The 11,766-nt window shown below is 75.3% G+C and carries 13 protein-coding genes; 7 read left to right on the top strand and 6 right to left on the bottom strand.

Going from position 1 to position 11,766, the window contains the following annotated elements; genetic code table 11:
- Window positions 1-101: 101 nt before the first annotated feature.
- Entirely contained in the window at window positions 102-821 is a 720-nt protein-coding gene (locus KBX37_RS18075) for a Clp protease N-terminal domain-containing protein (protein ID WP_210777123.1), read from the top strand.
- Between the two features lie 186 nt (window positions 822-1,007).
- Here KBX37_RS18075 and KBX37_RS18070 read toward each other — a convergent pair whose 3' ends face one another.
- On the bottom strand, window positions 1,008-1,529 hold the full coding sequence (locus tag KBX37_RS18070) for a hypothetical protein (protein ID WP_210777122.1): 522 nt from the start codon (window positions 1,527-1,529) through the stop codon (window positions 1,008-1,010).
- 113 nt (window positions 1,530-1,642) lie between these two features.
- Window positions 1,643-1,843: a DNA repair protein gene (locus KBX37_RS18065; RefSeq protein WP_154943277.1), complete on the bottom strand. Its 201-nt coding sequence runs from the start codon at window positions 1,841-1,843 to the stop codon at window positions 1,643-1,645.
- A 221-nt stretch (window positions 1,844-2,064) separates the two neighbouring features.
- On the opposite strand from KBX37_RS18065, the gene KBX37_RS18060 reads away from it, so the two are divergent.
- Both KBX37_RS18060 and KBX37_RS18055 read left to right on the top strand, forming a co-directional pair.
- Window positions 2,065-2,727 (top strand): GNAT family N-acetyltransferase, encoded by a 663-nt coding sequence (locus tag KBX37_RS18060; protein ID WP_210777121.1) that lies wholly within the window; start codon window positions 2,065-2,067, stop codon window positions 2,725-2,727.
- A gap of 364 nt (window positions 2,728-3,091) precedes the next feature.
- Window positions 3,092-3,448 carry an STAS domain-containing protein gene (locus KBX37_RS18055; protein ID WP_210777120.1) on the top strand — a complete coding sequence of 119 codons (357 nt, stop codon included), beginning with the start codon at window positions 3,092-3,094 and terminating at the stop codon, window positions 3,446-3,448.
- Between the two features lie 43 nt (window positions 3,449-3,491).
- On the opposite strand, the gene KBX37_RS18050 is transcribed toward KBX37_RS18055, so the two are convergent.
- Window positions 3,492-4,943 (bottom strand): glycoside hydrolase family 3 protein, encoded by a 1,452-nt coding sequence (locus KBX37_RS18050; RefSeq protein ID WP_210777119.1) that lies wholly within the window; start codon window positions 4,941-4,943, stop codon window positions 3,492-3,494.
- A 153-nt stretch (window positions 4,944-5,096) separates the two neighbouring features.
- Here KBX37_RS18050 and KBX37_RS18045 point away from each other — a divergent pair, with 153 nt between their 5' ends.
- Complete coding sequence (locus KBX37_RS18045) at window positions 5,097-6,272, top strand: ROK family transcriptional regulator (protein ID WP_210777118.1); 1,176 nt, start codon at window positions 5,097-5,099, stop codon at window positions 6,270-6,272.
- A gap of 140 nt (window positions 6,273-6,412) precedes the next feature.
- Here KBX37_RS18045 and KBX37_RS18040 read toward each other — a convergent pair whose 3' ends face one another.
- Window positions 6,413-7,426 carry an ABC transporter permease subunit gene (locus tag KBX37_RS18040; RefSeq protein WP_210777117.1) on the bottom strand — a complete coding sequence of 338 codons (1,014 nt, stop codon included), beginning with the start codon at window positions 7,424-7,426 and terminating at the stop codon, window positions 6,413-6,415.
- Window positions 7,423-8,442 (bottom strand): ATP-binding cassette domain-containing protein, encoded by a 1,020-nt coding sequence (locus tag KBX37_RS18035; protein WP_210777116.1) that lies wholly within the window; start codon window positions 8,440-8,442, stop codon window positions 7,423-7,425. Before KBX37_RS18035 ends, KBX37_RS18040 begins: the two co-directional genes overlap by 4 nt.
- Before the next feature lie 75 nt (window positions 8,443-8,517).
- On the opposite strand from KBX37_RS18035, the gene KBX37_RS18030 reads away from it, so the two are divergent.
- Together KBX37_RS18030 and KBX37_RS18025 are read left to right on the top strand one after the other, a co-directional pair.
- Window positions 8,518-9,417, top strand: a complete 900-nt coding sequence (locus KBX37_RS18030; RefSeq protein ID WP_210777115.1) for an ABC transporter ATP-binding protein — start codon at window positions 8,518-8,520, stop codon at window positions 9,415-9,417.
- A gap of 69 nt (window positions 9,418-9,486) precedes the next feature.
- A complete protein-coding gene (locus KBX37_RS18025) occupies window positions 9,487-10,389 on the top strand; it encodes a ribokinase (RefSeq protein ID WP_210777114.1) in 903 nt (300 codons plus the stop codon).
- A gap of 42 nt (window positions 10,390-10,431) precedes the next feature.
- Here the strand turns inward: KBX37_RS18025 and ftrA are convergent, their stop codons facing one another.
- Window positions 10,432-11,379, bottom strand: a complete 948-nt coding sequence (ftrA, locus tag KBX37_RS18020) for a transcriptional regulator FtrA (RefSeq protein ID WP_307849108.1) — start codon at window positions 11,377-11,379, stop codon at window positions 10,432-10,434.
- A 9-nt stretch (window positions 11,380-11,388) separates the two neighbouring features.
- Between ftrA and KBX37_RS18015 the strand changes: the two genes are divergently transcribed.
- Window positions 11,389-11,742, top strand: a complete 354-nt coding sequence (locus KBX37_RS18015) for a rhodanese-like domain-containing protein (RefSeq protein ID WP_210777124.1) — start codon at window positions 11,389-11,391, stop codon at window positions 11,740-11,742.
- Window positions 11,743-11,766: the final 24 nt, after the last annotated feature.

Here is an 11,766-nt window from a genome sequence, read left to right as displayed (position 1 = left end):
CCCCGTTGGGGACCGGGGGCGCGCGCTCCCGCATCCGCACGTCGGCGGTAGATCGTCAACTTGTCGTTGACGGCATGGCCGCGTCAACCTATGGTTGACGCATGACGGATCCCATCCAGATGACGAACCCGGTACGCCTCGACGACCTCATCCAGGCCATCAAGAAGGCCCATCCCGACGCACTCGACCAGCTCAGCGACGCGGTCATCGCGGCCGATCACCTGGACGAGCTGGCCGACCACCTGATCGGCCACTTCGTGGACCAGGCCCGGCGCTCCGGTGCCTCGTGGACCGAAATCGGCAAGAGCATGGGGGTCAGCAAGCAGGCCGCCCAGAAGCGCTCCGCCGCGAAGGTCGACGCGGCCGCCGCCCTCGACCCGAGCGCCGGCTTCGGCCGCTTCACCCCGCGGGCCCGCAACGTGGTGATGGCCTCGCAGAACGAGGCTCGCGTCACCGGGCACGCGGAGATCCGTGCCGAGCACCTGGTGCTGGGGCTGCTGGCCGAGCCGGACGCGCTGGCCGCCAAGGCGATCGTCGACGAGGGCGTGTCGCTGGACGACGTGCGGCAGGCGGCGACGGCGGCGCTCCCGCCCCCCGCCGACCAGGTGCCCGACCTGATCCCGTACGACGCGCAGGGCAAGAAGGCCCTCGAACTGACCTTCCGGGAGGCGCTGCGCCTCGGGCACAACTACATCGGCACCGAGCACATCCTGCTCGCCCTGCTGGAGCTGGAGGACGGCTCCGGCGTGCTCTCCGGGCTGGGGCTGGGCAAGGACGGTGTCGAGGAACGGATCACCGCCACCCTGGCGCTGTACCGGTGACCCTCGCGGGGGACGCGATGTCCCCCGCACCGGGGAGTTCCCGCCCGCTGGATGTCGGCAGAGTCCCAGGTGGACCGTCCCGCCGTCGCGCCCGGCCGGCACACCCGGCCCGCGGGGGGCGGTGACGGTCCGTCGGTGGCCGGGGCGTGGCACGGGGGGACGCCCCGGCCATCGACGGGTACGGCGTCAGGCGACGGCGACGGGGAAGCCGTAGCGGGCGGCGTGCTCCGGGTCGGTCGGGTCGACCTGCCGGATGCCGGCGTCGGCGAGGCGCTTGTTCACCTCGTCCAGCTGCTCGCGGACCAGTCGGGCCTCCTCCTCGGTGACCCGGCCGCGGTGGGGCCGGCCGGCGTGCTCGATGGTGCCGTAGTCGATCTTCTCCGCGCTCTTGCGCGCCTTCGGCGGGCGTACCCGCTCGGCGGTGCGCAGCAGTTGGGCCATCGGTACGTCGGTGGCCATCGCGTCGAACTCGCTGGCGGTCAGCACCACCCGGCGCGGCTCGCCGCCGCCGTGCCGGTCGTGGATCTCCACCACCGCCACGTCCAGCGCCGCGTCGTCGATGCTCTCCACCTCGATCGGGGTGGCGTCCAGCTGCACAGGCCCGGTCACCAGGTCAGGGTGCTCCAGCACGACGACCTTGACCACCTCGTCGTCGGCCCGCAGTACCGTGCCACTGAAGTCGGAGACGTGGATCGTCTTCTTGCCCATGCGCGGAGCTTCTCCTGTCGTAGGCCGAGTTTCGGACCACAAGACGCTACCCGACAGGTGTGCGAAAGCCCCGGCTGGACGCCCCGGGTGTGTCGCCGCTTTCTCCGGCGGGGTCAGCGGGCGGTGAGTCCCCGGCGGGAGGAGACGCCCGCGGGAAGGCTGTTGAGGTCGCCCCAGGAGAGCGCGGCGTTCACCCCGCGCCCGGTCCGCGCCTCCCGGTACGGCGGTTGGGCCGGAAATCGCCCGGCGGCCTCGGCCGCCCGCCAGATCCTCGCGGTGTCCTGCTGGTACCGGTCATTCGGCTGATTCGGCATGACCATTACCGTCCCAAAAGAAGTTGTACATGTATGGAAATGAATATGACGGTCGATCGATGTCTCGGGTTCCCGGCCATCGGCCTCGCTCAGTACGTCTACCCGGGCGGCCAGGCCGTCAACCGGCCCGCGTAGAGCGCAACGGAAGGTCGGCCCGGCCGGCACGGCGTACGGTGATCACGACGAGGTGGTCGTACCCGAGCGGGCGAGGGAGGTGTCCGGTGCTCGACCGCCGGCTCTACCTGCACCTGGTCACCTGGCTGGGCCAGTGGCCGGCCGGTCCCGGCCTGCACGTCGTCGGCTCCCGCCGGCGCGGGCGACCGTCGTGGGACGGGCGGCTGCGACCGGCGATCGCCGTCCAGGCCGCCGGCAGCACCGTGCTCTCGGTGCCGCCGGAGCGGGTGGAGGCGATCCGCGCGCTGGCCCGCGGGCCGGAGGCCGAGCTGCTCGCGGCGCTGCCCGCCGCCGTCGGCCAACCGGACTGGGTGCTGGCCGACGACGTCTTCCGGTGGTGCCTGGACCCGGCCCCGCTGCCCGAGGTGGGGCGCTGGGTCCCGCCGACCGACCCGGCGTTCCCTCCCTGGCTGCGGCTGTTCGACCGGGAGGTGCTGGTGGTCCGGGACACCGACGGCGGCTACCTCGCCGGTGTCGGGATCAAGCGACACGACCGGCACGGACACGAGCTGGCGGTGGGTACGACGCCGGCCGCGCGCGGCCGGGGCCTGGCCCGCCGGCTGGTCGCCCAGGCCGCCCGGCGGGTGCTCGACGAGGGCGCCGTCCCGACGTACCGGCACGACCCGGCCAACGTCGCCTCGGCCCGGGTGGCGGAGGCGGCCGGCTTCCCGGACCGGGGCTGGCGATCGTACGGCGTCTATCCCCGGTGACCGGCCGCGCGGGTGTGGCGCCGCGCTGGCCGCGCCGCGTCGTGGTGGCAGGGCGCGGACCGTGGATTCCGGGCCGAATCCACGATCCGCAGCCTTCCCCCAGGCCCTCCGTGTGCCGGCGTACCCGCCGACCGGTCCCGTTGCTGGTGACGCTACGTACGGATTGACCCTTGAGCAAGGGGTAACCGACCCTTTCGGCGTGTCCGGTAGTGGACTTGAGCTGCGGCAAGAGCCGTGGGCCCGGTGGGCGACGACGGTGACGGAGCGTGCGGGGTGGGCGGGCGGCGGACCGCGACCCAGGCTGTCGCGCCGCCCGGCGGGTATCGTCGTGCCGCGACGGCGGCAGCTCGGCGAGGAGCGGGACATGCGGGTGGACAGGCGGCACGAGGACGGTCGGCGGATCGTCCTGCGGCCCGTCGGCGACCTGGACATCGCCACCGCCGCCGTGGTGCAGGACGCCCTGGCCGCCGCCCTCGACCTGCCGGACACGGTGGAGCTGGTCGTGAACCTCGCCGAGGTGCCCTTCCTGGACTCGACCGGCGTCGCCGCCCTGCTGCGCGGGGCCGCCGAGGCCGTCGGTCGGGGCGCCAGGTTCCGGGTGGTCGACCCGCAGCCGGTGGTGGCCCGGGTGCTGCGGATCACCGGCGTCGACAGCCTGGTCGGGCTCGCGCCCCGGCGCCGGAACCGGTCCGCCGTCGACCCCGACGCCCCCGCCGCCTAGGACCCCGGCCCCCGCCGGCCGGCGGCGGCGCCGCAACCAGGCCTCAGCCGATCAGCCCCAGCGCCTCCGCCGCCGCCCGGCCGTTGGCGTGGCTCGCCCCGTAGGTGGTGACGAAGGCGCGCGCGCCGGTCGGCCGCCAGCGCCCCGGCCAGCCCATCTCGACCACGGTCACCGGGTACGCGGCGGCCAGCGCGTCGACCAGCTCGGTGCCGCCGGGCAGCCGGTGCAGGTGCCGCCCGACCAGCACGATCGGCCGGCCGTCGGCGAGCCGCCCCAGCGCGGCGGCATCCGTCTCGGTGGCGACGACGCGTACCTCCTCCAGGCCGTCCAGGTGCGGGCCCAGGCCCCACGGCACCCGCCCCTCGGCCATGGTGGCGGTGGCGTGCAGCTGCACCACCAGCGGCCGGGCCAGCCCGTCGACCTCGCCCTCGACGCGGACCGCGCGGCGCGCGGCGGCGTACCCGAGGTCGGTGGGGATGGTCGGCGGGATGCCGGCGGCCCGAGTCCAGGCGGCGAGCGCGGCGGTGCGGCCGGCCGCCGCCTCGACCCGGGCGCGGTCCAGCCGGCCGTCGCCGATCGCCGCGACGATCTCGCCGGCCACGTGCTCGACCAGCGCGGCGTCGACCTTCGCCCCGATGCAGAGCAGGTCCGCGCCGGCGGCCAGCGCGCGCACGGCGGCCGGCCCGACCCCGCCGGCGGCCAGCGCGGCGCCCTGCATCTCCAGTGCGTCGGTGATCACCGTGCCGGTGAAGCCGTACTCGCCGCGGAGCAGGTCGACCAGGACGGCCCGGCTGAACGTGGCCGGCCCGTCCCCGGTGAGCGCCGGTACCCGGATGTGGGCGGTCATCACGGCCCGGGCGCCCGCCTCGACGACCGCCGCGAACGGCGGCAGGTCGCGTTCGCGCAGCAGGGCCGGGGACACGTCCACGGTGGGCAGCTCGTGGTGCGAGTCGGCCACGGTGGCGCCGTGCCCGGGGAAATGCTTGGCGCAGGCGGCGACCCCGACCGACTGGAGACCCTCGACGGCGGCGGCGGAGTGGGCGGCGACCCGGGCCGGATCGGCGCCGAACGACCGGGTGCCGATCACCGGGTTCTCGTCGGCGGTGTTGACGTCGACGGTCGGGGCCAGGTTGACGGTGATGCCGAGGGCGGCCAGTTCGGCGCCGATGGCCGCGTAGACCCGGCCGGTGAGCGCGGCGTCGTCGACCGCGCCGAGCGCCGCGTTGCCCGGGTACGGGCTGCCGGTGGCGTGCGCCAGCCGGGTGACGTCGCCGCCCTCCTCGTCGATGGCGATCAGCACGTCCGGCCGGCCGGCGCGCAGCGCGAGGGTGCTCGCGGCCACCTGCGCGGGATCGTGGACGTTGGTGCCGAACAGGGTGTGCCCGGCCAGCCCCTCGGCGACCAGGTCGACGGCCCACTGCGGGGGCACCGGCCCCGGGTACGCGGCGAGCAGCGTGCCCAGCGCGAGCCGGCGCAGTCCGGGATCCAGCCCCACGTGTCTTTCCCCCTTCGGTGCCGGACGGCACGAGTGTCGCACCGGGAGCGGTCGGTCGTCCGAGTTCCCGGGTACGGGGTGGCCGATACGCTACGGGCACCCGCCCGCAGGTCGATTCGGTTGGCGAAGTTTACGGAAATCAGAGGACGTGGCATGAGTGCGACCCGGCTGCCCGGTACACCCCGCCTGTTGCGGGCGCTCAACGACCGAGCGGCACTGGAACTGCTGCTCGAACGGGGCCCGCTGACCCGGGCCCGGCTCGGCGAGCTGACCGGCCTGTCCAAGGTCACCGCCTCGCAGCTGGTCGAGCGGCTGGAGGAGCGCGGGCTGGTCACCCGGGTCGGTGAGCAGGCCGGCGGGCGGGGCCCGAACGCCCAGCTCTACGCGGTACGCCCGGGCAGCGCGCACGTGGTCGGCGTGGACGTCGGCGCGGAGCGGGTGGTGGCGGCCTGCGCCGACATCACCGGAGCCGTCATCGGCCGGGTGGAGCAGTCCACCCGGGACACCGACGACCCGGTCGGCGTGGTGCACAACGCGGTGGTGCGGGCGGCGAGCAGCGCCGGCGCGGAGCTGTCCAGCGTGCGGCGGGTGGTGCTGGGCACCCCCGGCCTGGTGGACCCGGGCACCGGCGACATCACCTTCGCCTTCAACCTGCCGCGCTGGCACCGCGGCCTGCTCGCCGCGCTCCGCGAGGACCTGCACACCCCGGTGGTCTTCGAGAACGACGTCAACCTGGCCGCCGTCGCCGAGGCGCAGTCCGGCGCGGCCCAGGGGCTGGGCGACTTCGTGCTGGTCTGGGTGGGCGCCGGCGTCGGTCTGGCGATCATGCTGGGCGGGCGGCTGCACCACGGCAGCAGCGGCGCGGCCGGTGAGATCGGCTACCTGCCGGTGCCCGGGGTGCCGATCCCGCGTGACGTCTCCCGCCGGGCCAAGCCGGCGTTCCAGCAGCTCGCCGGGGCGGACGCGGTTCACGCGGTGGCCCGTGAGCACGGCTTCGACGCCGGCTGCGCGGCTGACGCGGTGCGCGACGCCGTCGCCGCCGGTCCGGCCGGCGCCCCGATGCTCGACGAGCTGGCCCGGCGGCTGGCCCTCGGCGTGGCCAGCACCTGCGTGGTGCTGGACCCGCCGCTGGTGGTGCTCGCCGGCGAGGTCGGGCAGGCCGGCGGGGCGGCGCTGGCCGAGCGGGTGCAGCAGGAGGTCGCCGCGATCACGCTGGTCCGGCCCCGGGTGGTGCCGACCGGGCTGACCGAGGAGCCGATCCTGCGCGGCGCGCTGCGCACGGCGCTGGACGCCGTCCGGGACGAGGTCTTCGGGTCGACGGTCGGCTGACGCCCGTTGCCGTACGCCACCCGCCATGTGGAGGAATTCTTCACCACCGGCCTGCCTGCGGCAAGATCCCGCCGGGCGGGCCGGTGGGCCGGTGGGCCGGGCCGTGCCGGGGCGGTCGCCCGCCCCGGCCCGGCGGCCGGTCAGATCAGGTCGCGCCGGCGGAACACCGCGAACGCGGCGGCCGTCACCGCGCCGGCGAGGGCCAGCAGCACCAGCAGCGCCGGGGCCCAGGTGATCGTGTACGTCCCGTCGCAGATGTCGAAGGCCGACGAGTTCAGGCAGGCGTGGTCGTCATAGAGCTCCATCCGGCCGGCGAGCCAGGCCCCGATGTAGGTGGAGAGCATCAGCTGGTCCGGGCGGGCCACGTCGAGGATCTCGAACACCACCCGCGCGCCCAGCTCCCAGACCACCGCGTACGCGGCCACCGCGCCGAGCGCCGCCGAGGTGTGCCGGCCCAGCGTGGCGATGCCGAAGCCCAGCGCGGTGGTGAGCAGCACCAGCACCAGGCCGCGCCCGTAGCGGCCGGCCAGGTCCTGCCAGAACGCCCCGTCCAGCTGGCCCGGCAGCCCGGCCGTCTGCGCGATCGTCCAGAACGTGCCCAGGTAGACCACCGTCGCCACCACCGACAGCAGCGTCACCACCCCGAGCAGCGTGCCCAGCTTCGCGCCGAGCACGGTGAGCCGGCGCGGCCGCCACAGCAGCAGGTTGACCACCCCGCCGGAGTTCAGGTCGGCGCCGATGTAGGAGGCCCCGACCAGGAAACCGAAGAGCACCAGGAAGGCGATCAGGAAGTAGAGCAGCGAACCCGCCTGCTGGCCGAAGACGAAGACGCCGCTGAGGTAGTCGGCGACCACCGGCAGCCGGTCCCGCAGCACCGGGTCCAGCTCGCTGCAGTCGGCCGGCAGGTAGGCGTCCTCGTCGATCGGCAGCTCGCCCGCCTTGATGTTCAGGCAGCGCCGGTGGTCGGTTTCCATGCTGCTGATCGCCTGGGCGACCTGGGCCTCGGCCTCGGCCAGCTCGCGCGGCGACGGCTGGTGCGAGCCGACCAGGGTGGTGGCCGTGGTGATGGCGAAGGCCAGGGCCAGTAGCACCAGCATCAGCTGGACGAAGCGGCGGGCGGCGAGCCGCTCCAGCTCGGCACGGACGAGGTTCACGCCTGCACCCCCCGGCCGGCGGTCACGTCGATGTCGATCATGGGTGCGTCAGGTCCCTCCCCGGGCAGGGCGGCCTCGCCCACCTGCCGCGGCAGTGTCGGATGTGGTGCGGTGCCGGTCAGTTCCAGGAAGACGCTCTCCAGGTCGGGGCGGATCGGGGTCAGCTCGCGTACCCAGACCCCCTGCTCGCCCAGCGTGCGGGCGATCAGCTCGGGGTCCTCCGCGCCGGCGACCACCAGCAGCCCGTCCCGGTCGGTGACCGACAGGCCGGCCGCCCCAAGCAGGTCGGCGGCCCGGCCCGGCTCCGCCACCCGTACCCGCCACTCGTGCTGGTCGTAGCCGGCCAGCACCTCCTCGACCCGGCCCGCCGCCACCCGGCGACCCCGGGAGATGATCGTGACGTGGTCGCAGATCAGCTGGATCTCGGCCAGGATGTGGCTGGAGACCAGCACCGTCACCCCCGCGTCGGCCAGCGACCGCATCAGGTCCCGCATCTCGCGGATGCCCGCCGGGTCCAGCCCGTTCGCCGGCTCGTCCAGGATCAGCAACTCGGGATCCTTGAGCAGGGCGGAGGCCACGGCCAGCCGCTGCCGCATGCCCAGCGAGTAGCCCTTCACCCGGTCGTGGCCCCGGTCGCGCAGCCCGACCTGCTCCAGCACCTCGTCGACCCGGCCGGTCGGCACCCCGCCGGCCAGTGCCAGCAGCCGCAGCGTGCGGTGACCGGTGAAGTTGCCGAAGAACTGCGGGCTCTCCACGATCGCGCCGACCCGGCCGGCCACCCGGGCCAGCTTCTCCGGCGCGGGCGAGCCGAGCACGCTCATCCGGCCGCCGTCGGCGCTCACCAGGCCCAGCAGGGCGCGCAAGGTGGTGGTCTTGCCGGAGCCGTTCGGGCCGAGGAAGCCGTGCACCTGCCCGGCCTCGACCAGCATGTCGAAGTCGTCGACCGCGACCCGCCGCCCCTGCCGCAGGGTGTGGAACGTCTTGCGCAGCCCCTCGATCTCGATGACCGCGCTCATCGGCGCTGCTCCTGACCTCGATCGGGCATGGCACGTCCTCCGGCTGTGGTGACCAACGACACGGCGCCTCACCCTATGGCCGGAGCCTCGCCCGTGGGGGGCACCCGGCGGGCTGCGTGGTTGGATGGAGCGGTGACTGGTGACCTGATCCCCGGCGCCGCCGGCGCCCCCGCCGCCCCCGCACCCGTGGACGCGGATCTGGTGGTCAGCCTCGACGGTGTCGGCGTCATGCGCTCCGGCACCGCGCTGCTGCACGACGTGGACTGGCGGGTCGAGCTCGACGAGCGGTGGGTCGTCCTCGGCCCGAACGGCGCGGGCAAGACGACCCTGCTCAACCTGGCCGCCGGCCGGCTGCACCCGACCAGCGGCACCGCGCACGTGCTCGGCGAGCGGATCGGCCGCACCGACGTCAACGAGCTGCGGATGCGGATCGGCCTCTCCACCGCCGCGCTGGCCGAGCGGGTACCCGCCGAGGAGCGGGTCAGCGACGTGGTCGTCACCGCCGCCTGGTCGGTGGTCGGCCGGTGGCGGGAGAGCTACGACCGCACCGACGAGTCCCGGGCCCGCGCGCTGCTCGGGCAGCTGGGCGTCGGACACCTCGCCGAGCGGGCGTACGGGACGCTGTCCGAGGGCGAGCGCAAGCGGGTGCAGATCGCCCGCGCCCTGATGACCGACCCCGAGCTGCTGCTCCTCGACGAGCCGGCCGCCGGGCTCGACCTGGGCGGGCGCGAGGACCTGGTGGCCCGGCTGGCCGAGCTGGCGTACGACCCGGACGCCCCCGCCCTCGTCCTGGTCACCCACCACGTCGAGGAGATCCCGCCGGGCTTCACCCACGCGCTGCTGCTGCGCGAGGGCGGGGTGGTCGCCCAGGGGCTGCTCGCCGAGACGCTCAGCGGGGACAACCTCTCCAAGACCTTCGGCCTGCCGCTGGTGGTCGAGCGGCGCGGCGAGCGGTACACCGCCCGGGCCGCCTGAGCCGGCCGCCCCGCTTTCGGCCGGCTGGTCCTAGACTCGCCGCAACGTGCAGGTCGGCAGGAGGTCGTGGTGCGGCAGACCCGGGTCGTCGTGGTGGGCAGCGCGAACATGGACCTCGTCGGCACCGGCCCGACGCTGCCCCGGCCGGGGGAGACCGTGCTCGGCAGCGACTTCGTGACGGTGCCCGGCGGCAAGGGGGCCAACCAGGCGATCGCCGCGGTCCGGGCCGGCGCGTCCTGCGCCTTCCTCGGCGCGATCGGCTCCGACGCCTTCGGCGTCACCCTGCGCGCCCGGATCACCGCCGCCGGCGTGGACACCGGCCAGCTGCGGGTGGTCTACGGCGCGTCCGGGGTGGCGCTGGTCATGGTCAACGCCGTCGGGGAGAACGCCATCCTGGTGACCCCCGGCGCCAACACCGCCTTCACCGGCCTCACCGGTGGCGAGCTGGACGCCGTACGCGAGGCGGACGTGCTGGTCGCGCAGCTGGAGATCCCGGTCGAGACGGTGACCGCCGCGGCGCTGGCGGCCCGGGCGGCCGGCACCCGGGTCATCCTCAACGCCGCGCCGGCCCGGCAGGTGCCGGCCGAGCTGCTGGCCGCGGTGGACCTCCTCGTGGTCAACGAGCCGGAGGCGCAGGCGCTCACCGGCCGGGGGCGGGACGAGCCTCGTGCGCTGCTGGAACTCGTGCCCCGCGCGGTGCTGACCCTGGGCGGCGAGGGCGCCTGGTACGGCGACCGGGACGGCGCGGACGTGCACGTGCCGGCGGTCGAGGTGGATGTCGTCGACACCACCGCCGCGGGTGACGCGTTCACCGCCGCGCTGGCGGTGGCCTGGGGCGAGGGCCGGGAGGTGCTGGACGCGGTGCACTGGGCCGCGGCGGCCGGCGCGGCCTGCGTACGCCGGCTCGGCGCCTCGGTGGCGCTGCCCCGGCGGGACGAGATCGACGCGCTCCACGCCCCGCCGGCCGGCTGACGCCACCCAGCGAGTGTCTCCGGCCGACCCCGGAGCGCCCGGTCAGGCGGCGTCGCGGGGGAAGGCCCGACGGTACGCCGACGGCGAGGTGCGCATCGCCCGGCCGAAGTGGTGCCGGTAGGTGACCGCGCTGTCGAACCCGACCCACCGGGCCACCTCGGCGACCGGCAGCCCGGTCGACTCCAGCAGCACCAGGCTGGCCCGTATCCGCTGGTCGATCAGCCAGCGGATCGGGCTGGTCCCGGCGGCCCGGGCGAACTGCCGCAGGTAGGTGCGGGAGGACATGTGTGCCTGCCGGGCCAGCTGCTGCACGGTCAGCGGCTCGGCGAGGTGGGCCAGCGCCCAGTCCATGCTGCGGGCGATCCGGTCGTCGCCCGGGTCGGCCGGCACCGGCGCCTCGATGAACTGCGCCTGCCCGCCGTCGCGGTGCGGCGGGATCACCAGCCGCCGGGCCACCGCGTTGGCGATCGCCGCGCCGAAGTCCCGGCGGACGACGTGCACGCAGAGGTCCAGGCCGGCGGCGCTGCCCGCGCTGGTCAGCACGTCGCCGTCGTCCAGATAGAGCACGTCCGGGTCGACGTCGACGCGCGGGTACCGCCGGGCCAGCAGGTCGGCGTACCGCCAGTGGGTGGTGGCACGCCGGCCGTCGAGCAGGCCGGCGCCGGCGAGCGCGAACGCCCCGGAGCAGATCGACATGATCCGCGCGCCGGCCCGGTGCGCCCGGCGCAGCGCGCTGACCAGCTCCGCTGGCGGGTCGGCGGTCACGTCGGGCACGCCGGGGACGATCACCGTCCCGGCCCGGGCCAGCACATCGAGGCCGTACGGGGTGTGCAGGGCGGCGCCGCCGACCACCGGTACCGGGCCGGGGCGTTCCGCGCAGACGGTCAGCGCGTACCAGTCGACGTCGAACTCGGGGCGGGGCAGCCCGAACACCTCGGTGACGATGCCGGTCTCGAAGACCGACATCCCCGGGTACGCCAGCACGGCCACCGTACGGGCCTGACCGCCCGGGTGCCGGGGCTGGTGGTGGTCGACTCGCGGGGGCCGGAGGCCTGGCGGCAGGGGCACCTGCCCGGCGCGGTGCACCTGCCGACGGCCGAGATCCCCACCCGTGCCGCCGAGCTGGTGCCGGCCGGCACGGCGGTGGTCACCTACTGCTGGGGGCCGGGGTGCAACGGCGCCACCCGGGCGGCGCTGGAGTTCGCCCGGCTCGGCTACCGGGTCAAGGAGATGCTGGGCGGCTACGAGTACTGGGTCCGGGAGGGGCTGCCGGTGCGTACCCCGACCGGGGAGACCCGCCGGCCGGTCGACGACCTGACCGCCCCGCGCGCCACCGCCCGCTGCGACTGCTGACCGGTCCCCGGCGCCGGCCCCGGC

The organism is Micromonospora sp. U56 (assembly GCF_018070095.1).
In the GTDB taxonomy this organism is placed as follows: Bacteria; Actinomycetota; Actinomycetes; order Mycobacteriales; family Micromonosporaceae; genus Micromonospora; species Micromonospora purpureochromogenes.
Note: the sequence above shows the minus strand (reverse complement) of the source record. Positions and strands in the feature narration are given on the sequence as shown.